Here is a 22,920-nt window from a genome sequence, read left to right on the forward strand (position 1 = left end):
CAATTAAAAAGTTTTATGTCTTTCGACAGCTCAATGAATTCTGAATTTATTTTAATATCTTTCGATATTGAATTGACTGTGCCGAATAATTACCGAAATAACTATTCTGTTGGTCACTCAGCTTTCAATTGAGACTCTAAATTTGTTTGCCTCGCTACCTAAGTAGGTTGGCTGTTAGAACTCAATCTGTACGAGTGCCCACACAGATGATTGCTTTATATTGTTAAAGAACGTTTTGAGTCGCTTTAGCGTCTCAAGGGATGCGAATAATACACCCTTTATTTTTCGAGTCAACACTTAGTTTTAAACTTTCTTTNTAATACACCCTTTATTTTTTGAGTCAACACTTAGTTTTAAACTTTCTTTTGGAAGATTTAAAACCGAAGTTTTACTTAACTCTCCGAGTAGTTCGTGCCTCGCTATGCGTTGGCGTTTCCTGTCTCAGTGGGGTCGCATTATAGGGAGATTCGAGCGGGGGTCAATGTTTTATTTCAGCTTTTTGACAATTAAATGAATTTAGTATGAAAGCTATACAAATAAAGGGCTGCAGGATACTTTTAGTTTAAAAAACACTCATAATTTATGTATCAATTGATGATGTATTAGTAAGGTTTAAACTAAGCTGTATGTTAAACAAACAACACACAGCTTTATTTAAAATTAAAGATTTATTTAGATGCTATTTCCCATACGGCAATAGAGCCTGATATTTCATTTCCAACAATTAAGAGTGGATTTCCTGTTGCACTTTGCTCTGCTGAAACGAATACCATTCCTTCAGGTGCCAAATCGCCTGTAATATTCGCTCCTTTAATTAAGCCTCTATTATAGAAGTAGTCTTCAAATTGCACATTGTATGGATTAGTAATGTCGTAAGCCATAATACCGCCCATACGTTCTAATCCAACAAAAGCAAATGTACGATCGTCAATTTTACCAATAGTCAGCGCTTCAGGCTCTGCGCCTTTATCATCTGAACGTGAGTCACCTTTGTTTTCATCTTCATTATTATTAAATGATTCACCATGCACAGATGCTGTTATACGTGCTATATCGTCACCTGAATCAAAAACCACCAGCCCATTGCTATCCCAAATAGTAAAAGAACGTGCGCCATAGCCGTAAAGCGATTCGTATTGTCCGTCGTTATTGGTATCGCCTTTTATTGTTGTTACTTTTAAGCGACCAATATCATCATCGTCATTATTTAAGTAATCAAAATTAGCAGCAAGCGTTAAGTCTTCAACGCGGCTTTCATCTATATAAGCTAAGCAGCCATCGTCTTTATCGTAATCAAGTCCGCCCTTTGCTGTGCAGTCTGCTTCATCAGCTGTATCAAAAAAGTATTCTCTTGCGTCGCCTTCATTGGCAGTGACTATAAAGTTTGCGCCTTTCCAACTAAAGCTTGAGATAGTATCGGGCTGGTACATACCATAAAGCCCTGAGTATGATTTTAAATTAACACCGCCATCTTTATCTGAGGCGTCTAGTTGTAAGCTTGACCAATCTTTAAAGCCTAAGCCTTTTAACTCAAGGCTGTTGTCTTGTAGGTTAACAATTGCAAGTGCATTGTTTTCTTGAATAGATATATAGGCGTATTTGTTATCTTTAGAAATGCTAACGTACTCGGGCTCTAAATCCATAGCTACTGTGGTATTTATTAGGTTACCGTTAATAGTACGACCATTTGGGTTTGCAAAAACTCCCCCTTGCGCTTCTAGTTCGGTTTGTTTGTTGTTATAGGCTTTAAAATCAATATTTATTGCTGTATCGGCTATTACATTATTTGTTATATCGATAATACTAATAGAACCTTCAGGATCTACGCTGTAGTCGCCACTTGGTTCACCTTCGTTAGCAACCACTGCCTTTGCACCATCATGGGTGAACGTCACCATGTCTGGTAAAAATCCGACTGTAACATTTTTAATAAATACAGGTGAGTCGCCGCTTATATCGTAAAAAGCAATTTGACCTGCATCACCCGTGCTTTCAGCAGCCATTGCCACTGCAAGTAGATTGTTATTTTCATCAATAGCAATGCTGTTTGCATCGCCTTGGGTAAACTCGTTTAAAGGCAACGTAATAACGGATGTTAAATTTGTGCCGTTTATAACCCCTTCGTTATCTTTAACGAGTGCGGCAGTATCAAAGGTGTCGGCGGGTAAAATATTAACAACAGCGTCATCACCTGAACTGTTAATAGCGTAAATCCATTTTTTAGATGCTTGATATGCAACTATTTCAGCTGCACCTTCTGGGCTTTGTGCATTTAATACTCCTCTTCCTACAAGGTTAATATTTAATGCTGAATTGGCATTTATACCATTTAACCCATTAGTCCCACCTGTGCCTTGTTCTCCCTGTAATCCTTGAGAGCCGTTTTGACCATCGTCACCATCAAGTGAGCAACCAGTAAGAACAGATATAAGTGACAGCGCAATAATTGATTTTTTAAACATGTGATTTTCCTTAGTATTGTATTTGCTAAATATCAACACACAGGCATGACAAGATTATGGCAGTTTTAATACAGCCCCTTAGCCTAAGTAATTAGCTTATACGCTAGCGGAGTTATTAAAATTAAAGCGGCCGTATAACCAAGAATTTTTACAGTAGGGGAATAATCTCGTTTAATTGCAACCCCTAGCAAAGGTCTAAGTACATCAATACGTGTAATACCCCATGTAATAACACCGCAAAAAGACCAAGTCCCTGTAATAATGATGAATGGTTCAGCAACAGGCCCTAAACTTAAAGGCTGTAGTAAAAAACACAAAATAATCAAAATGCTTTGATGCAATAAATAAAAGGGAAACACCCATACATTGAGCTGTTTTAAATAGTAAGTATTAAAATTTAAAAATCGGTGAGCGAACGCGAGTACAAAAAATACACCTACAACACGTTGAATATTGTAGCTAGCGCTTAAAATAAAATGAGGAAGAGTAAATACCTTCTGATAACTTAATATTATAAGTACAAACAAAACCGAAAAACTCAAAGCTAGTAATACCAAGTTTTTATTTAAGCAGTTCCAAAAGTAAGTGTTTTTGGCAAGTATGTATCCTGCGAGTAGCAGTATTAAGCCGTTAGTCTCTCTGATTGAATCGCCAGTTAAGTAATGGCTTGTAAATAGTACGGCAATAGTGAGCAAGGTAATTAAAAGCCCAAATGACATACCCCCCTTAACAAATGTTTTTAAAGGCGCAATAAAGGGCAAGCGTGCAAAAAGAGTTAAAACAATAATGATCAGCATAAATTGCCACAACGAACGCAAATACCATAAGTGATTTACATCCACATTCGGCCACACTCCAGACTGATAATTAATAAAAAGCGTATTGTTCGTCTCTATAAAAGCTAAATAAAATTGCCAATAGCTAATATCAATAACACCTTGCTGTGACATTTCTGCAAACAGCTGTAAAGGCACTATTAACCATAACCCCACCAGCAAGGGTAATAGTAAAAAAATAGAGCGGTATAAGGTGAAATGTAACCAAGACTTAAAGCTGCGTACTTTATCAATCATAAAACGCAGTGCTACGCCCGATATAAACCAAATGAGCAACATGCGCCAAGGTGAAAACACCAACATTAAATATTCAACATACTGTGATGTATAATTACTTTTAAAATGAAATCCCCAGTTTTCGCTATACAACATGCCAATGTGATAAAAAATTAGCGACGCAAATGCGATTACCCTAAGCCAATCAAGATAATATTTACGCGAATTAACTAATGAAGGTTGTTGTACTTGAGTGCTCATGCTTTTACTACTTTATGTATGTTATGCGTTATTCATACCTAAAGCTCTCGCTAAAACTATCTATAAGTGCTTATATTACAAGCAATAGTGATAAAAGGTGGTATACAGGGATAAGCGTGCCACGTCAGCAATAAGCATATATTTATGAACCTACAGCACTTTCAACGTTTTCAAAGCATTTACGCATCATTATTACTGTGTGCTTACGTATTAATTAATAATACAGTAAACGCTACAACCCAAATAATGGAAGCCCAAAGAGAAGGGGCTTTAACTTTTTTAATGTGGGAGCCATTTGTTTGGGAGTATTCAAGTGCCTTGAGTACTTTGCTTATATTCCCTATTTTAATTTGGTTTTTAAGACACTTATCTTTTAATTGGCAAAATATTACGGCCTCATTAGGTATGTACTTTGGTGTCTCTATTATATTTAGCGTGTTACACGTTGGTATTATGGTAGGGGTTCGTAAATTCATATATTTGTTGAATGATGGGTCTTACAACTTTGGACTTAGCTGGTTTGAGCTTATTTATGAATACCAGAAAGACGCTATAAGCTTTGTGTTTTTCATCGTACTTATCAAAGTATATCAATATGTGGTGCAGCAGTTACTAGGTGAAGCCTCTTCAATTGAAGAAAGTGAGCAGCAAACAACATCGACCATAAACCGCCTATTAGTTAAAAAGCTCGGAAAAGAATTCATTATAAAAATAGAGGATGTTGATTGGCTTGAATCATCGGGTAATTATGTAAACCTACATATAGGCTCACGTATATATCCGTTAAGGGCAACGCTTACAGCATTAAGTAAACAACTTGAAGTGCAGGGGTTTTGTAGAATTCACCGCAGCCATGGCGTAAAACTCGATAAAGTGGAGTCTATTACACCACTACCCAGTGGCGACAGTGAAATAAAATTAACTACAGGTAAAGTACTTAACTTGTCTAGACGCTATAAAGAGCAATTTAAACTTCAGCTAAAATAAAAAAGGCTACCTAAGTAGCCTCTATTGTTATTTTTTAACTGGGCGTTTCCAACCCGTTAAATTACGCTGTTTAGAGCGTGCTATTGCTAATTGGTCATCTTCAACGGTACTGGTGATCACAGAGCCTGCACCAATTGTTGCAGTTGCACCTATATTTACTGGGGCAACGAGTGATGAATTAGAACCAATAAAGGCATTATCGCCAATAATAGTTTTTGCTTTGTTAACACCATCGTAGTTACAGGTAATAGTGCCAGCGCCAATATTCACTTTTTCGCCAATTTCAGCATCACCTAAATAACTTAAGTGGTTGGCTTTAGAGCCTTTACCTAGTCGGGTTTTTTTCATCTCAACAAAGTTACCAATGTGTGAGTCTTCTTCCATTACAGCGCCTGGGCGAAGGCGAGCATAAGGACCAAGCGTACACTTATCTGCAACTGTGGCATCTTCAATCAGCGTATTAGCTTTAATAATAACGTTATCGCCAATGCTACAATTTTTAAGGACACAGTTAGGACCTATCTGTACATTGTTACCAAGCGTGACTGTGCCTTCAAAAATAACGTTTACGTCGATAAGTACATCTTCACCGGTGGTAACTGTTCCTCGCACATCAATACGCGCAGGATCAGCAAGTGTTGCGCCATTTAACATTAGCTCTTGCGCTTGCCATGCTTGGTAAGCACGCTCTAAGCCTGCAAGTTGTACGCGGTTATTTGCGCCCTCAACTTCCATTGCATGGTCTGGCTGAGCTGAAGTGATTTCTACGCCTTCACTGTGAGCCATTGCAACGATATCTGTTAAGTAGTACTCGCCTTGTGCATTATTGTTAGATAAGTTACCTAACCATGCTTTTAATAGCTTACCGTTAACAGCCATAATGCCTGTATTTACTTCGTTAATAAGTAACTGCTCTGGGCTTGAATCTTTTTGCTCAACAATACCGACTAACTTACCTCCGGCACGAAGCATTCGACCATAGCCATTTGGGTTTACCAAATTTACCGTTAATACAGCTAAACCATTTTTAGGTGTTGCGGCTAATAAACGCTCTAGTGTTGATTGTTTTGTTAGTGGTACATCACCGTATAAAATTAATACCGTGTCTTCATCATTAACATGAGAGTTGGCTTGCGCTACTGCGTGGCCAGTACCAAGTTGTTCAGCTTGAAGTACCCAATTTACATTGTTATCGGCAAGTTGTTGTTGTAATAGTTCGCCGCCGTGTCCGTAAACTAGGTTTGTAGTCGTTGCACCTAATGCCATCGCATTATCAATAACGTGCTGTACCATTGGTTTACCTGCAACTTTGTGCAAAACTTTAGGTAGAGCAGAGCGCATACGAGTACCTTTACCCGCAGCAAGAATAATAGTTGTTAGAGCCATTAAAACAATTTCCTTTTTTCGTTGTTTTAGCTAAATAAGTCTTATGTTCGATCAGAAGATTACGTAAATCACTTCTTGTGCAGATACTCAGTAGGTTAGTTTATTAGTACTGAATCTTGACTGAAAAAACACACTTAATTGAATGGCGTTATTGTAGCGAGGATTCCTGCAGGATATAAGTGTAAAAGTGTAGATAATAATCGGACTAAGGTATTTAGTGTAAATACAAAAGTAACAGGCACAAAAAAGCCCACTTATAGTGGGCTTTTTACAAACCGGATAGGCTTACTTGTGACGTAATTGCTGAATTACGCGTAACTGAGCAACTGCTTCTGCCAGTCGCGTAGCCGCTTGCTGATAATCAAACTCAACAGCTGACGAATTCGCCATATGTTCTTCAGCTTCACGTTTAGCTTTTTGTACAGAATCTTCATCTAAATCTTCACCACGAACCGCAGTATCTGCAAGAATCGTGATGTGATTTGGTTGAACTTCTAATGTACCGCCAGCAACATATATCACATCTTCGTGACCAAATTGCTTAACTAAACGTACCATACCAGGTTTAAGGGCAGTTAGTAGTGGAGCATGGCCTAGGTTTACACCCAGCTCGCCTTCACTACCAGATACTTGAATCGATTCAACAAGACCAGAGAACAAACTCTGCTCAGCGCTTACTACGTCAAGATGTACAGTCATAGCTGTCATACTACCCTCCTAGTTACATGCCTTTGGCTTTTTCTTGAGCTTCTTCGATAGAGCCAACCATGTAGAACGCTTGCTCTGGCATATCATCAAATTCACCGTTTAAGATGCCTTTAAAGCCAGAAATTGTATCTTTTAGTGATACGTACTTACCAGACGCGCCTGTAAACACCTCTGCCACGAAGAATGGCTGAGATAGGAAACGTTGGATTTTACGTGCACGAGATACAAGTTGCTTATCTTCGTCAGAAAGCTCGTCCATACCTAGGATTGCAATGATGTCTTTAAGTTCTTTATAACGCTGAAGAACTGTTTGAACGCCACGTGCTGTATCGTAGTGCTCTTGACCAATTACTTGTGGGTCAAGTTGACGTGAAGATGAATCAAGTGGGTCTACCGCTGGGTAGATACCAAGTGATGCGATATCACGTGAAAGTACTACTGTTGCGTCTAAGTGAGCAAAGGTAGTTGCTGGAGATGGATCCGTTAAATCATCCGCAGGTACGTATACCGCTTGGATTGATGTAATTGAACCCGTCTTAGTAGAAGCGATACGCTCTTGAAGCACACCCATTTCTTCAGCAAGTGTAGGCTGGTAACCTACCGCTGATGGCATACGACCAAGTAGTGCAGATACTTCTGTACCAGCAAGAGTATAACGGTAGATGTTATCTACGAAGAAAAGTACATCGCGACCTTCATCACGGAACTTTTCAGCCATAGTAAGACCTGTTAACGCTACGCGTAAACGGTTACCTGGAGGCTCGTTCATCTGACCGTATACAAGCGATACTTTATCAAGTACGTTTGAATCGTTCATCTCATGGTAGAAATCGTTACCCTCACGTGTACGCTCACCAACACCTGCAAATACTGAGTAGCCGCTGTGCTCGATTGCGATGTTACGGATAAGTTCCATCATGTTTACAGTTTTACCAACACCGGCACCACCGAATAAACCAACTTTACCACCTTTAGCAAACGGACATACAAGATCTATAACCTTGATACCAGTTTCTAAAAGTTCAACTGAACTTGATTGCTCTTCGTATGAAGGTGCTGCACGGTGAATAGACATACGGTCTTCTTCGCCGATTGGACCCGCTTCATCGATTGGCTCACCAAGTACGTTCATGATACGACCAAGTGTTGCTTTACCAACTGGAACTTGAATCGATTCACCTGTATTCATAACTAAAGCACTACGACGTAAACCATCAGTAGTACCCATAGCGATAGTACGCACTACACCGCCACCTAGCTGTTGTTGAACTTCTAGAGTCAAACCAGCTAAATCGCCATCTGTTACTCTTAGTGCGTGGTATACCGCTGGCACGCTATCTTGTGGAAATTCAATATCCACAACGGCGCCGATAATTTGGACGACCTTACCTAAACTCATGTCTATTCCTCTCGTTAATCTTTACCCGAAGCATTAAACTGCTGCTGAGCCAGAACAAATCTCACTAATTTCTTGTGTGATTGCTGCTTGGCGAGCCTTGTTATAAACAAGCTGTAGCTCGTCCATAAGGTCACCTGCGTTATCAGTTGCAGCTTTCATTGCAACCATACGAGCAGCCTGTTCAGAGGCAGCATTTTCTACCACACCTTGGTATGCTTGAGACTCAATAAAGCGTACTAACAAAGACTCTAAAATAGCCTCTGGATTTGGCTCGTATAAGTAATCCCATGTGTGAGCAGATACTTCTTCTTCAGCTTTTGGCAAAGGGAGTAACTGATCTATAATTGGCTCTTGCCTCATGGTATTAACGAATTTGTTATATACCAAGAATAAACGGTCTATTTTGCCTTCAGAAAATGCATCAAGCATAACTTTTACAGGACCAATAACGTCTTGTACTGAAGGTTTATCTCCTAGGCCCGCTTTTTTAGCGAGTAGTTGACCACCAAAACGTTGAAAGAAGCCAGCTGCTTTACTACCTAAAGTAGCAAATTCAGCATCAACACCTTTTTCTTTCCACGCTTTAACATCAAGTGCAACTTTCTTAAACTCGTTTGAGTTTAGACCGCCACACAGACCACGGTCTGTAGAGATAACAATATAACCAACTCGTTTCACTTCACGATCTTTTAAGAACGGGTGAGTAAAATCAAGATTTGCTTGAGCAACACGACCAATTACTTCACGTAATTTGTCAGCGTATGGACGGCTTGAAGCAACGCGTTCTTGCGCCCTTTTCATTTTAGACGCAGCAACCATTTCCATTGCGCTAGTGATCTTTTGAGTATTTTTAATACTCCCGATCTTGCTTTTAATCTCTTTTCCGCTGGCCATGACTCTCTCTCCGAATCAAGGTGTGCTTTAGTTTCCTAAAGCGCACCATTAATAACTAAATTACCAAGTTTGCGTAGACTTGAACTTCGTTAGAAGTTCTTTAAGCTGCGCTTCGATCTCGGCATTCAAGTTACCAGTTTCATTGATTTGAGCCACAAGCTCTGCGTATGTGCTATTTGCATACGAAAGTAAAGCTGCTTCAAAGTCACCGATTTTCGCGATTTCGATGTCTTGAAGGAAGCCTTTTTCAGCAGCAAATAACGACAAAGACATATCAGCAACAGACATTGGCGCGTACTGTTTCTGCTTCATTAGCTCTGTTACACGCTCACCATGCTCAAGTTGAGCACGAGTTGCATCATCAAGGTCAGACGCGAACTGCGAGAACGCAGCTAATTCACGGTACTGAGCTAGGGCTAGACGAATACCGCCACCTAGTTTCTTAACGATTTTAGTTTGTGCAGCACCACCAACACGCGATACCGAGATACCAGCATTTACTGCCGGACGGATACCTGAGTTGAATAAGTCAGTTTCTAAGAAGATCTGACCATCGGTGATAGAGATAACGTTAGTCGGTACGAACGCAGAAACGTCGCCGCCTTGAGTTTCAATGATTGGCAATGCCGTCAATGAACCAGTTTTACCTTTCACTTCACCATTAGTGAACTTTTCAACGTAATCTGCGTTTACACGCGATGCACGCTCTAAAAGACGAGAGTGAAGGTAGAATACGTCACCTGGGTATGCTTCACGGCCTGGTGGACGCTTAAGTAGTAATGAAATTTGACGGTAAGCAACTGCTTGCTTAGACAAATCATCATATACGATTAATGCGTTTTCACCACGGTCACGGAAGTATTCACCCATAGTACAGCCCGCGAACGGTGCTAAGTACTGAAGTGCCGCAGATTCAGAAGCAGATGCAACAACTACGATAGTATTTGCTAGTGCACCATGCTCTTCTAATTTACGAACTACGTTTGCAATAGTAGATGCTTTTTGACCAATCGCAACGTACACACACTTAACGCCTGTGTCTTTTTGATTGATGATTGCATCGATTGCTAGTGCAGTTTTACCTGTTTGGCGGTCACCAATGATAAGTTCACGTTGACCACGACCAACTGGAATCATCGCATCAATAGATTTATAACCAGTTTGAACTGGCTCATCTACAGATTTACGCTCGATTACACCTGGTGCAATTTTTTCTACAGGTTCAAACCCGTCGTTATCTAGAGCGCCTTTACCATCGATTGGAGCACCTAGTGTGTTTACAACACGACCAAGTAAACCAGGACCAACAGGAACTTCTAAAATACGACCAGTTGTATATACTTTTACGCCTTCAGTAAGGTCAGCGTACGGACCCATTACTACTGCACCAATTGAGTCGCGCTCAAGGTTTAGTGCGATAGCATAACGGCTGCCAGGAAGCTCAATCATTTCACCTTGCATACAGTCAGCAAGACCGTGGATGCGGATGATACCGTCAGTAACAGATACAATAGTACCTTCGTTACGAGCTTCACTTACAACTTCGAACTTCTCAATACGTTGTTTGATCAGATCTGAAATTTCAGTGGAATTAAGTTGCATGCTCTTTTTCCCAATTACGATTGTAGTGTTGTAGCTAAGCGGTTTAATTTACCGCGAATAGTACCGTCGATTACAGTGTCGCCAGACCTAATAATAAGTCCACCAACCACTGACGCGTCTTCACTACAATTCAGCTTAACTTTGCGTGCGAAACGTTTTTCAAGTGCCGCTACCAATGACTCTTGTTGCGCAGCAACAAGAGGAGTTGCAGAAATCACATCTACTTCGATTTCTTTATCGTATTCTGCTTTAAATTCAGCAAATAACTGTGCAACTTCAGGTAGAGCTGTCAAACGTCCATTTTCAGCCATCACCTTAACTAGGTTCTGACCTTGTTCGTTGAGCTGCTCAGCACAAAGTTGAATAAATAATTCAGCTTGTGCAGTAGCTGTAGGCATACTCGCTAAAACAGACGATGCTTGCTCATTGCTGGCTACATGGCCTGCAAAGAACAACATATCATTCCAGCTTTCTAGAGTGCCTTTCTCAACGGCAAGTTCAAAAGCCGCTTTAGCGTATGGGCGAGCGATAGTAGTCAAATTAGACATGCTCATACCCTCCTAATTACAGCTCAGCGACAAGTTTTTCAACGATGTCACTATGTGCGGCTTGATTAATTTCACGCTCTAAAATACGTTCTGCGCCAATCACTGCCAGAGTTGCTACTTGCTTACGTAGTTCTTCTGTTATGCGATTACGTTCAGACTCAACTTCAGAGTGCCCTTGAGCAATGATACTTTCACGCTCTTGTTGACCACGAAGTGTTTCTTCGTCAACAATTAGCACTGCACGCTTTTTAGCTTGATCAATGATATCAGCCGCTTGAGCTTTTGCATCTTTAAGCTGTTCAGCAGCTTTCTTTTGCGCAAGTTCTAAGTCTTTTTCGGCTCTATCAGAGGCAGCTAAACCATCTTCGATTTTTTTCTGGCGAGCTTCAATTGCACCGTTTAGTGGTGGCCATACGTATTTCATACAAAATAATACGAACACCGTAAACGCAATCAATTCACCGATAAGAGTGGCGTTTAAATTCACAACCGCTCCTCCTTAAATAGTAAGCTGTTCAAAGAATAAAATTAAAGTACGAACAACAATACCATAGCGATACCAACACCAATCATTGCTACAGCATCGATTAGACCAGCAAGGATAAACATTTTAACTTGTAGCGAAGGTGCAAGCTCAGGTTGACGCGCACATGCTTCAAGGAATTTACCGCCCATGTTACCAAAACCGATTGCTGTGCCGATTGCACCAAAACCGATTAGTAAAGCTACTGCGATGTATTTTAAGCCTGTTAATAATTCTAAAGCTTCCATTTATTTCTCCAAAGTTTCAATTGTAAAGTTAAAAGTAAAAGTAAAATTGTAAATCTAAAAATTAGTGATTATCTGAACTTGCCATGCTTAGGTATACAATCGTAAGCATCATGAATAAGAATGCTTGTAATGTAATAACTAGAATATGGAATACTGCCCAAACAAAGTGCAACGGTAGTTGCATAAAACCGATAGCGCCGATCAAAATGAAAATCAACTCACCAGCATATAAGTTACCAAACAAACGTAGTGCTAATGAAAACGGTTTAGAAACGAGTGCAATCAGTTCAAGTAATAAGTTAAATGGTATCAAAATAATTTGAACGAACACGTTATTTGAGTTGAACGGATGAAGCGTTAACTCTTTAATAAACCCGCCAATACCTTTTATTTTGATTGAAAAGCCAACCATTAGTATAAATACACCCAGCGCTAGCGCTGAAGTCATATTAATGTCAGTCGTTGGTACAATTTTCATGTACACATCGTGTGAATCCATACCAAATGCAGTCTCACCAACGAAACCTGCAAATGCTGGAAGGAAATCAACTGGTATTAAATCCATTAAGTTCATTAAGAACACCCAAACGAAAATCGTTAAGGCTAATGGTGCAATAAGCTTGCTTTTACCATGGAAAGTATCGCGTACGTTGTCACCAACAAATTCTACGATTATTTCAATAAAACACTGAAATTTTCCAGGTACACCTAGTGTTGATTTTTTAGCGGCACTACGAAAGATCCATAAAAATATAAGACCTAAACCGATAGACCATGCAAGGGTATCTATATGCCATGTCCAGAATCCACTGTCCGTACATGCTTTATTGAAGGCGAGACCTGTATCGGTCGAACACATCTTAGCATTGGTCAAATGGTGCTGGATATGGCCAGATAGAGTAACTTCTTCTGCTGCCATGTTATATCCCAAAAGTTAATGTTTAAAAAAAACGGGTGCGAACAATCCAGTAAAGAGCGCCAGTATATAAGTACTAAAAAAGGGTAATAAAATTACCGGAAAATGCTTCAGTACTAGCGCAAACAATACAATTGTTAGCATAAACTTTAATCCGTTGCCGCGTTTCAACGAGGCATACGCTTGATTTGCTCGACTTGCACCCATATATCTGAATGCATAAAGTGCAAATACAAAGTGCGGAAGTACTGCTACAGCTCCACCAGCGAGTGATGAAAGCGAGGCATTGACTCCCGAACTAAAAAAAATAATTACAGCAGCAACTAATGCTACAACACCCTGAAGGCAAATTAACTTTAATACGGCAAGTCGATATGGACTCGCTAACTTATCAGTCACGTTTAGTTAACCTTTATTGCGTTCTAATTGTTAGGGTGTGAAAACTGGCGAAATTATACTTAATCCTGCCAGTTTTGCAACTTGAGTAGATGCTTTGTAACACGAAATAGCTACAAATGTCCCTTTTTAGACATGTAGAAAACTAATGGTGGGTATTGTCGTGATTGATACGATTTAAAATGCCGTCAAGTTCATCTAGGTTAGTATACGAAATAACCAGTTTACCTTTGCCTTTTTTATTGTAGTTAATCTCTACTTTAGCACCTAGATTTTCAGCGAGTTGTTGTTCTAACTGCTTAACATCTGGATCTTTTTCGGTTATTTCTTTAGCAGGTAAAGGTTCTAAAATTGAACGTACGAGCTTTTCAGTTTCTCGAACTGTTAATGCTTTAGCTACAGCTAAACGAGCAGCATCTGACTGCGCTTCACCTTCAAGGGCTAACAGGCAACGAGCATGCCCCATTTCAATATCGCCATGCTCTAACAGAATTTTTACATCACTATTTAAGTTATTTAAACGCAGTAAGTTAGTTACAGTCGTACGTGATTTACCCACCGCATCTGCTACTTGCTGATGTGTTAATTCAAATTCTATTAGCAAACGATTAAGTGCAACCGCTTCTTCCATGGCATTTAAATCTTCACGCTGAATATTTTCTATCAGTGCAATAGCAACAGCTGCTTCATCAGGTACATCTTTAATAATACAAGGTACTGTTTCAAGCTTAGCTATTTGCGCTGCGCGCCAACGACGCTCACCAGCAATAATTTCAAAGCTATTATGTGCAATAGGGCGCACAACAATGGGTTGAATAATACCTTGTGAGCGAATAGAACTAGCAAGCTCTTCTAGCGCCTCTTCAGACATGTCTTTACGAGGTTGGTATTTACCAGAGTGTAAAAACTCTATTGGGAGTTTTTGTAATTCACTATTATTAGCCGCGGCATTTTGCACAGCCTCAGAAACGTTTGATGTGTCTTGTTCCTTGCTTGCGCTCGGTGCAGGCTTTGACGAACTTAAAAGTGCATCGAGTCCTCGGCCTAAACCTCGTTTTTTAGCAGACATGTTATTTTTTTACCTCAAAGTTAGGCGACAACGGACGCTGTTTTTTCTTTTCTGCGTAACATTTCACCAGCGAGTGCTAAATATGCTTTAGCGCCACTTGATGCCCGGTCATAGTACATAGCAGGAGTACCAAAACTAGGTGCTTCAGCTAAACGAACATTACGCGGGATCACCGTACGGTATACTTTATCGCCAAAATGTTGTTTTAATTGTTCTGATACATCATTTGCCAAACGGTTACGCGGGTCGTACATAGTACGAAGTATGCCTTCAATTTGTAAGCTAGGATTCACTAACTTAGCAAGCTGCGTAATCGTATCCATTAATGCGGTTAACCCTTCAAGTGCATAATACTCACACTGCATTGGCACTAAAATAGAATCAGCTGCGGCCATTGCATTAACAGTTAACATATTTAGAGAGGGTGGACAGTCGATAAAAATAAATTCGTACTGGTCCTGAATTTTTTCAAGTGCATTACGTAAACGCACTTCACGGGCAAATAATTCCATCAATTTAACTTCTGCAGCGGTTACATCACCGTTTGCAGCAATCATATGGTATTCACCAGACGTTTCTTTAATGATAACGTCTTCTATAGGTTTATCTTCAATAAGTAGGTCGTAAATAGTTGGCACGTCGCCATATTTATCTACGCCACTACCCATAGTCGCATTACCTTGCGGATCGAGATCAATTAACAGCACTTTACGTTTCGTTGCAGCCATAGACGCAGCGAGGTTAACAGCGGTTGTAGTTTTACCCACTCCACCTTTTTGATTTGCTAATGCGATGACTTTTGCCACGGTGTCTCTGATCCCTAGTCTTTAGAAAGAATAATTAAATGTCGTTGTGCATCTAAATTAGGTACTTCTAATGCAATTTTTTGCTCAAACTTAACGCCTGCAGGTAGTGACTCTAGCTCTTCGCTAGGGAACACGCCTTTAAGTGCTATAAATTTACCCGAATGATCGATTAAGTGCGAACACCAGTCAACCATATCTTGTAATGAAGCAAAAGCACGACTTAGTACGCCGTCTAATTTAACACTTGGTTGATATTCTTCAACTCTTGACTGAACCGGGGTTACATTATCAAGACCAAGCTCATGTTTAACATGCATTAAAAATCGTACACGTTTACCTAAGCTATCTAATAACACAAAATGTGTATTAGGTAATGCAATTGCTAATACGATACCCGGTAATCCAGGACCCGTTCCAACATCAATATAATGATGACCGGGTAAGTGAGGCGCAACAACTAAGCTATCCATTATATGCTTAATCATCATTTCTTCAGGTAAGCGTACTGAGGTTAAGTTATAAGCCTTATTCCACTTATTCAATAACTCGACGTAACGAACTAGCTGTTGCTGTTGTTTTTCTGTTAGCGCAATATCAGTTTGCGCTAACAATGTAGTTAATTGTTGCTGTAACACTATGTACCCTTACCATTACGCGGATTTGCGTAATAAGCCTTGCTTCTTCAGATACACTAATAATAGCGAAATCGCCGCTGGGGTGATACCAGAAATACGCGATGCTTGACCAATAGTGTCAGGACGCGACTCAATAAGCTTGGCAACTACCTCATTTGACAAACCAGATACGGTTTTATAATCAAACTCTTTTGGTAAAATTGTTTGCTCATGACGAAGCTGTTTGTTGATCTCATCCTGTTGACGCGCAATATAACCTGCGTACTTAGTATGGATCTCAACTTGTTCAAGTGCCGCTTTGTTTGTAAATTCAGATCCTAATCCTTCTATAGCCATAAGATCGTTATAACGAATCTCTGGGCGACGAAGTAATTCTTCTAAACTTGCTTCACGTGTAAGCGGTGTTTTCAGTAATGCATTTACTTGATCTACAACGGCGTGATCTTTATGAATCCACGTATCTTTAATGCGTTGCTTCTCTTTTTCGATTACTTCCATTTTTTCGTTAAATGCCTGCCAGCGTTCGTCATTAACTAAACCTAGTTCACGGCCTTTTTCAGTTAAACGAATATCAGCATTATCTTCACGAAGTAATAAACGATATTCGGCACGACTGGTAAACATGCGGTATGGTTCTTTTGTACCCAGTGTTGCTAAGTCGTCGATTAATACACCAACGTAAGCTTCATCACGACGTGGTGTCCAAGAATCTTTGCCTTGCACTTTTAGTGCAGCATTCATACCTGCAATTAAGCCTTGTGCACCCGCTTCTTCATAGCCGGTAGTACCGTTAATTTGACCCGCAAAAAATAAACCTTCAATAAATTTAGTTTCTAAAGATTGTTTTAAATCACGTGGATCAAAGTAATCATATTCAATTGCGTAACCAGGTCGACAAATATGTGCATTTTCAAAACCTGTAATCGATTGTACAATTTCAAGTTGTACATCAAACGGTAAACTAGTCGAAATACCATTTGGATATAATTCGTATGATGTTAAACCTTCAGGCTCAACAAATATTTGATGTTTATCTTTATCCGCAAAACGAACAATTTTATCTTCAATTGAAGGGCAGTATCGTGGACCAATACCTTCAATAACACCTGAGTACATAGGTGAGCGATGTAAGTTTTTACGAATAACATCATGTGTTTTTTCGTTTGTGTAAGTTATGTAACACGGTATCTGTTGTGGGTGATCTGATTGTTTACCCATAAACGAAAACACAGGAGTTGGTGTATCACCAGGCTGTGCTTCCATTTTTGTAAAATCAACAGTACGTGCATCAATACGTGGAGGTGTACCTGTTTTTAAACGATCAACTCTAAATGGATGTTCACGTAAGCGATCAGCTAAAGCGATTGAAGGAGGATCGCCTGCACGACCGCCTTTATAATTTTCTAAACCAATATGAATTAAGCCGCCTAAAAAAGTACCCACGGTTAAAACAACACTTGGTGCACTAAAACGTAAACCCATTTGAGTTACTACGCCAGTAACACGATCGTTTTCAACAATAAGATCATCACATGATTGTTGAAAAATCTTAAGGTTATCTTGGTTTTGTAATGTTGTTTGAATAGCCGCTTTGTACAAAGCGCGATCTGCTTGTGCTCGAGTAGCACGAACAGCAGGTCCTTTTGAAGAATTTAGTGTACGAAATTGGATCCCGCCTTTATCAATGGCCTGTGCCATTGCACCACCAAGCGCGTCGATCTCTTTTACCAAATGACCTTTGCCAATCCCACCAATTGCTGGGTTGCAAGACATTTGACCAAGGGTATCCATATTGTGAGTCAGTAGCAGGGTATTCATCCCCATACGGGCAGCTGCTAATGCGGCTTCAGTGCCAGCATGCCCACCACCTACTACGATAACGTCAAAATTTTCGTGAAAAATCATTAATGGGATCCTACTTAAATCAAACCGGTAAACTTCAAAAGGGAGCGTATTCTACCTAGAAATTGGCAGAAGATAAATGATTAAACAAAGGGCAAGATCTAAGTATGTGATCTCTAATAATATAAAGGATCTTTTAAAGAGATCTTTTATTACTATTACTACTACTGATCGACTTTTCTGTTGATAAGGTTTAGATCTTCATTTAAAACATGAAATTAGATCAGATCTAAAGGTGTTAATATGATCGGATCATCCAGCAAATAAGCTCTGATCAAAAAGGCACTTTATGCACAGGGTTGAATCAGCTGGATCTTATCCAATGGATAAGCATGCTTTAAAACGCAGTTTATTCAATCTTTATCCACAAAACCTATTAAATTATTAGTAAATTGTGGGTAACTTTATATATAACTTTTTACTTGATCTATCTATTTTATGCCTGTTTGAGCTATCCAAGAGTCTAACCATGTTAATGCAGTGTCTTCTGGTAGTGCTTCATCGAGAATATTAAGCTCTAAACGTTCTGCTACTTTTATAGCGCCTTTTTGAGTTAATAAGGCATCTATATTACGTCCTGCTAGGTTATAAGTGTCATAACTAGTATCGCCTAAAGCGATTACTGAATATTTTAATTCAGATAAATCATCTTCTTGAGTTACATCTTCAACAAAACTAATAAGATTTTCAGGGTAATCACCTGCACCATAAGTTGATGTGCAGATTAACCAAATGGTATTTTGCTGATCAATATCGCTAAATTCAGGTTGATCATGTAGTTGCGTAGTAATACCAAGGTTATTAAGCGCGTCGCTTAATTGCTCTGCAACATACTCGGCTGATCCCATTTGGCTGCCGACAATAAGATTTACTGAACTCATGAATATTAGTGATCACATTGGTTTTAATTGCCGCCTATGATAACTGAGTGAGGATAACAGTAAAGTTAAGAGTGCTTTTTTGTATAACTATTTTTGCGGTAATTTTACACTCATTCAAAATTTTGTCTTTAAGTTGTTGATAATATAGTGTTTAACAAATTATCTTTAAATGTAATCTTCTGATCAAGTTGTTGATAACAGTGGGGAAAGCTCTGCTTAAACTGTTTTTTTAGGTTGTTTTATATTCGCTAAGTTATTGATATTACTTGTCAGTAAAGAATTAAATTGTAAATATCTCAATTAAAAATACATGTTGATCATAATGTGGATATAAAGCCTGTTGATAACCTTAAATTTAGATCGAAAATAATTTTTAAAAATGATCTAATAAAGCAGATCTAATGAAATTAATTAAAAATAAGTTCATAAATAGATAAATTACAATTGATCATGAGGTTTTTGCAGCTGATTTACCTAGTTTTGGTATTTATTTGAGCTGAAAATTAGGTATTGTGGATAAGTGATCTCGGTATTTTTAATTTTATGCGAATTTAGAGCTGCTATTTTTATTAATTTTGCTGGTGGAGTAAGCAGATCAAAAGTTTTGAATACTTAGCAGTTGAGTTATTTTATTTAAAAATCACAGTGATCATCAAATTATATGTTGTCAAAAGTAAGCTTTTTAGAGTACTAATCAGTGTTTTTTAGCTCTCTAATTGAGCGAATAGCATCATCTTTTGCGTGTATGAGGTGTGTTTTAGTGCATTTTTGTGAGCTAAAGTAAGTATAAGGAAGCCATTTATAACTACTTTTTGTATGACATATAACGCTATTAAAGCGTGCGGTTGTTTGAAAAGGCATCAGTTTTAGCCTTAATAATAGGTGTAATTTGTGCTATTAATTCCCCCAATAAGCACTCTCAGTATTGCCTACTCTATATAATCTGACCTCTCTTAGCACGTAACAAAGGTAGTTTTGGATATGATTTTATTGGCAGTAATTTGCAGGCATCAGGTGTATAAATACATATTTTACAGCAGAATATTTTACATAAAAAAAGAGCACTTAAGTGCTCTTATAATAAAAATATATCTGTAATAGGGTGTTTATTTACCAATACAAAACGAGCTAAATATTTTGCCAAGTAAGTCGTCTGAGGTAAATTCACCGGTTATTTCATTCAAATACTGCTGTGTTAAACGCAGTTCTTCAGCGAGTATTTCACCAGCAATGTGCATTTCTAACTGTGTTTTACCCGTTTCTAAATGATACGCAGCACTTTCTAGTGCATCCAAATGACGACGGCGCGCCATAAAGCCACCTTCTGTTGCACCTTGAAAGCCTATACAAGCTTTTAAATGCTCGCGAACAAGTTCAATACCGTCAGCATTTTTAGCACTTAAGCTGATAACCGGGTATTGTTGCTCTTGCTCCATTCCGACTATGTCGCCCGATAAATCAGCTTTATTTCTGATGACCGTAACCCCCATACCTTCTGGTAATTTTGCCATAAATTCAGGCCAAATTTTGTGCGGGTCAGTATCTATAGTATCAGTGCCATCAAGCATAAATAAAACGCGGTCGGCTTGGTTTATTTCATCCCATGCACGCTCAATACCTATTTGTTCTACTCTGTCTGGGCTTTCACGAAGGCCTGCGGTATCTATAATATGCAGTGGCATACCATCTATATGTATATGCTCTCGTAGTACGTCGCGAGTGGTACCGGCTATTTCTGTTACGATTGCGGCTTCACGACCGGCTAGAGCGTTAAGCAGGCTTGATTTACCCGCATTAGGGCGACCTGCAATAACAACACGCATACCTTCGCGCATGATACTGCCTTGCTTGGCTTGGTTGGTTACAGTGTTAAGCTGAGTAATAATCGCGTCTAAGTCGCCTGACACTTTACCATCTGATAGAAAATCAATTTCTTCATCAGGAAAATCTATTGCCGCTTCTACATACATGCGTAAGTGAATTACTTTTTCTACGAGTGTTTCTATGTGCTTAGAAAACTCACCTTGGAGAGACTGTAGGGCGCTTTTAGCGGCTTGCTCGCTCGTAGCATTAATTAAGTCGGCGATGGCTTCTGCTTGTGTTAAATCAAGCTTGTCATTCATAAATGCGCGCTCAGAAAACTCGCCAGGCTTTGCTAAACGAACGCCCTCTATTTTACTAATTTCTTTAAGTAACATATCCAGTACTACAGGACCGCCGTGGCCTTGTAATTCAAGTACGTCTTCACCAGTAAATGAGTTAGGACCTGCAAAGTAAATGGCAATACCTTGATCAAGTTGCTCGCCAGCAAGGCTTTTAAATGGCACATAATCGGCGTAGCGAACTTTAGGTATTTTACCTACTACTTTTTCGGCGACACTTTTAGCAAGGCTACCTGAAACGCGAATAATACCAACACCACCACGCCCTGGTGCTGTTGCTTGTGCTGCAATTGTATCTTGATTGATCATGCTATTAATTTGCCAACGATGAGTAACTTTATGCCCGTATTGTAACCTATCGATTTATTTGTAGCGAATAGCTGTGGTGAAAAACAGGCAATAAAAAAGGCGACCGAAGTCGCCTTTATATAAGTAGGAGCTTAGTTAGCCTCTTACTTTAATTCCTTTCTTTTCCATGCCACGGTAGATGATTAACATCTGGACAATAGAAATAAGGTTAGACACTAACCAGTAAAGAACTAAACCAGATGGGAACCATAAGAAGAATACAGAGAAGATAACCGGCATAAAGGTCATCATTTTTTGCTGCATTGGATCAGTAACCGTCATAGGTTGTAGCTTTTGCGTCACAAACATACTCGCACCAAATAATATTGGCAATACGTAGTACGGGTCTTTCGCAGAAAGGTCAGTTAACCAAAAAATGAATTCAGCATGGCGAAGTTCAGTAGACTCTAAGAATACGTAGAACAAGGCTAAGAAAATTGGCATTTGTAGCAAAATAGGGAAACAGCCACCCATTGGGTTAACTTTTTCTTTTTTGTACATTTCCATAGTTGCTTGGCCGAACTTTTGACGGTCATCACCAAACTTTTCTTTAAGGGCTGCCATTTTAGGCTGTAGGGCACGCATTTTTGCCATTGAAGTGTATTGCGCTTTAGTAAGTGGATACATTAACGATTTAACGATAATAGTGATGGCAATAATTGCTACACCCCAGTTACCTAAAATGCTGTGTAGCCATTTTAGCAATACAAATAAAGGTTGCGAGATAAAAAATAACCAACCGTAATCTACGGTTAGGTCTAGGTCTGGGTGAATCGCTTCAAGAATATCTGACTCTTTCGGGCCCATATAATAAGTAGCAGTTAGTATTTGCTCACTACCAGCTTGAATATTTACAGCGGGATCTTTAGCACCAATAATAGCGGCATTACTTTTTGTAATTAAGCTATAAAGTGTATTTGATTGATCTTGCATTGGAACCCAAGCACTTACAAAGTAATGTTGAATAAAGGCAACGTAACCACCTTGTGTGCTTTTATTTAGGTTTTTATCAGCCATATCTGAAAAACTATACTTTTCGTATTTTTCTTCATCAGTACCGTATGCTGCACCTAAATAGTTTTGATCAACCATGCTACCTTTTTCTTGTACGGTACGCTTAATTTGCGTGTATAGCTGTACTTGAAGAGGTGCGCTGGTAGTGTTGTTAATTTTGTATTCTAGGCCTACGTCATACTGACCTTTTTTGAATACATACGTTTTAGTAAAACTAACACCATTACTATCGGTAAACTGAAGTGGAACGCGAAGCTCATCACCCGTTAAGGTATATGACTTTTGTTCGGTATTGTAAGTAGGGCGACCGTTAGCTGATGCGTCAGGGCCATTTAAGCCAATTAAGCCACTTTGTGAAAAGTATTGTTTGCCACCATCAAGCTGACCAAGAAGCATATAAGGCGTGTCACTGCCTTTTGTCTCTTCGTATTGAAGAAGGTCTGTTTCAACAATGTCACCGCCTTTGGTGTCAATTTTAACTTTAAAAACGTCAGTTGTAATTTCAATAACTGAACGCTTAGCTAAAGTTGCTGAAGCAGGTAACTCTGAATCTGACGATGAAGGAATATAATCATCCGACTCTGGTGAATTTGCTTGTAGTGTTTGTGTTGTGGCACTTGGATCGACTTTAGGCTTGTTGTAATCATTATCCCATTCTTGGAACAATAAAAACGACACTAGCATTAGGCCAATTAATAAAAACGTGCGTTGCGATTCCATA

The 22,920-nt window shown here is 39.2% G+C and carries 21 protein-coding genes; 1 reads left to right on the plus strand and 20 read right to left on the minus strand.

The window, feature by feature from the left end; translation table 11 throughout:
- Positions 1-668: 668 nt before the first annotated feature.
- Together I6F47_RS19065 and I6F47_RS19070 are read right to left on the minus strand one after the other, a co-directional pair.
- Complete coding sequence (locus tag I6F47_RS19065) at positions 669-2,462, minus strand: choice-of-anchor I family protein (protein ID WP_197184373.1); 1,794 nt, start codon at positions 2,460-2,462, stop codon at positions 669-671.
- A gap of 83 nt (positions 2,463-2,545) precedes the next feature.
- On the minus strand, positions 2,546-3,775 hold the full coding sequence (locus I6F47_RS19070; RefSeq protein WP_197184374.1) for an acyltransferase family protein: 1,230 nt from the start codon (positions 3,773-3,775) through the stop codon (positions 2,546-2,548).
- Positions 3,776-3,919: 144 nt separating this feature from the next.
- On the opposite strand from I6F47_RS19070, the gene I6F47_RS19075 reads away from it, so the two are divergent.
- A complete protein-coding gene (locus I6F47_RS19075) occupies positions 3,920-4,762 on the plus strand; it encodes a LytR/AlgR family response regulator transcription factor (protein ID WP_165740119.1) in 843 nt (280 codons plus the stop codon).
- Positions 4,763-4,789: 27 nt separating this feature from the next.
- On the opposite strand, the gene glmU is transcribed toward I6F47_RS19075, so the two are convergent.
- The 18 genes from glmU to yidC all read right to left on the minus strand — a co-directional run bounded on the left by glmU (position 4,790) and on the right by yidC (position 22,919).
- Complete coding sequence (gene glmU, locus I6F47_RS19080) at positions 4,790-6,148, minus strand: bifunctional UDP-N-acetylglucosamine diphosphorylase/glucosamine-1-phosphate N-acetyltransferase GlmU (protein WP_197184375.1); 1,359 nt, start codon at positions 6,146-6,148, stop codon at positions 4,790-4,792.
- A 285-nt stretch (positions 6,149-6,433) separates the two neighbouring features.
- A complete protein-coding gene (locus I6F47_RS19085; protein ID WP_007377666.1) occupies positions 6,434-6,856 on the minus strand; it encodes a F0F1 ATP synthase subunit epsilon in 423 nt (140 codons plus the stop codon).
- A gap of 13 nt (positions 6,857-6,869) precedes the next feature.
- Entirely contained in the window at positions 6,870-8,255 is a 1,386-nt protein-coding gene (gene atpD / locus I6F47_RS19090; RefSeq protein WP_007585971.1) for a F0F1 ATP synthase subunit beta, read from the minus strand.
- Between the two features lie 33 nt (positions 8,256-8,288).
- Positions 8,289-9,149, minus strand: coding sequence for a F0F1 ATP synthase subunit gamma (gene atpG, locus I6F47_RS19095; protein ID WP_007585974.1), 861 nt, complete (start codon positions 9,147-9,149; stop codon positions 8,289-8,291).
- A 60-nt stretch (positions 9,150-9,209) separates the two neighbouring features.
- Complete coding sequence (atpA, locus tag I6F47_RS19100) at positions 9,210-10,751, minus strand: F0F1 ATP synthase subunit alpha (protein ID WP_007585976.1); 1,542 nt, start codon at positions 10,749-10,751, stop codon at positions 9,210-9,212.
- Between the two features lie 14 nt (positions 10,752-10,765).
- Complete coding sequence (gene atpH, locus I6F47_RS19105) at positions 10,766-11,299, minus strand: F0F1 ATP synthase subunit delta (RefSeq protein ID WP_007585978.1); 534 nt, start codon at positions 11,297-11,299, stop codon at positions 10,766-10,768.
- Positions 11,300-11,315: 16 nt separating this feature from the next.
- Positions 11,316-11,786, minus strand: a complete 471-nt coding sequence (atpF, locus tag I6F47_RS19110) for a F0F1 ATP synthase subunit B (RefSeq protein ID WP_004335264.1) — start codon at positions 11,784-11,786, stop codon at positions 11,316-11,318.
- A 41-nt stretch (positions 11,787-11,827) separates the two neighbouring features.
- Positions 11,828-12,070 carry a F0F1 ATP synthase subunit C gene (gene atpE, locus I6F47_RS19115; protein WP_007585980.1) on the minus strand — a complete coding sequence of 81 codons (243 nt, stop codon included), beginning with the start codon at positions 12,068-12,070 and terminating at the stop codon, positions 11,828-11,830.
- Between the two features lie 61 nt (positions 12,071-12,131).
- The gene (gene atpB / locus I6F47_RS19120; RefSeq protein ID WP_024592268.1) at positions 12,132-12,989 is read right to left on the minus strand and encodes a F0F1 ATP synthase subunit A; all 858 of its coding nucleotides are present in this window, start codon (positions 12,987-12,989) and stop codon (positions 12,132-12,134) included.
- Positions 12,990-13,004: 15 nt separating this feature from the next.
- Complete coding sequence (locus I6F47_RS19125; RefSeq protein WP_007585983.1) at positions 13,005-13,385, minus strand: ATP synthase subunit I; 381 nt, start codon at positions 13,383-13,385, stop codon at positions 13,005-13,007.
- 142 nt (positions 13,386-13,527) lie between these two features.
- Positions 13,528-14,451: a ParB/RepB/Spo0J family partition protein gene (locus I6F47_RS19130; protein ID WP_197176781.1), complete on the minus strand. Its 924-nt coding sequence runs from the start codon at positions 14,449-14,451 to the stop codon at positions 13,528-13,530.
- A gap of 20 nt (positions 14,452-14,471) precedes the next feature.
- Positions 14,472-15,257 carry a ParA family protein gene (locus I6F47_RS19135; RefSeq protein WP_004335235.1) on the minus strand — a complete coding sequence of 262 codons (786 nt, stop codon included), beginning with the start codon at positions 15,255-15,257 and terminating at the stop codon, positions 14,472-14,474.
- A 14-nt stretch (positions 15,258-15,271) separates the two neighbouring features.
- The gene (gene rsmG / locus I6F47_RS19140; protein ID WP_007585988.1) at positions 15,272-15,892 is read right to left on the minus strand and encodes a 16S rRNA (guanine(527)-N(7))-methyltransferase RsmG; all 621 of its coding nucleotides are present in this window, start codon (positions 15,890-15,892) and stop codon (positions 15,272-15,274) included.
- Positions 15,893-15,907: 15 nt separating this feature from the next.
- Positions 15,908-17,797 (minus strand): tRNA uridine-5-carboxymethylaminomethyl(34) synthesis enzyme MnmG, encoded by a 1,890-nt coding sequence (gene mnmG / locus I6F47_RS19145; protein WP_007585991.1) that lies wholly within the window; start codon positions 17,795-17,797, stop codon positions 15,908-15,910.
- Between the two features lie 428 nt (positions 17,798-18,225).
- Positions 18,226-18,675 carry an FMN-binding protein MioC gene (gene mioC, locus I6F47_RS19150; protein WP_197184376.1) on the minus strand — a complete coding sequence of 150 codons (450 nt, stop codon included), beginning with the start codon at positions 18,673-18,675 and terminating at the stop codon, positions 18,226-18,228.
- Positions 18,676-19,365: 690 nt separating this feature from the next.
- Positions 19,366-19,536: a hypothetical protein gene (locus I6F47_RS20625; RefSeq protein WP_231609261.1), complete on the minus strand. Its 171-nt coding sequence runs from the start codon at positions 19,534-19,536 to the stop codon at positions 19,366-19,368.
- A 245-nt stretch (positions 19,537-19,781) separates the two neighbouring features.
- Positions 19,782-21,146: a tRNA uridine-5-carboxymethylaminomethyl(34) synthesis GTPase MnmE gene (mnmE, locus tag I6F47_RS19155; protein ID WP_007584209.1), complete on the minus strand. Its 1,365-nt coding sequence runs from the start codon at positions 21,144-21,146 to the stop codon at positions 19,782-19,784.
- 135 nt (positions 21,147-21,281) lie between these two features.
- Entirely contained in the window at positions 21,282-22,919 is a 1,638-nt protein-coding gene (gene yidC, locus I6F47_RS19160; protein WP_197184377.1) for a membrane protein insertase YidC, read from the minus strand.
- Position 22,920 lies beyond the last annotated feature (1 nt).

Source organism: Pseudoalteromonas sp. NZS37, from assembly GCF_015864265.1.
Taxonomy (GTDB): domain Bacteria; phylum Pseudomonadota; class Gammaproteobacteria; order Enterobacterales; family Alteromonadaceae; genus Pseudoalteromonas; species Pseudoalteromonas arctica.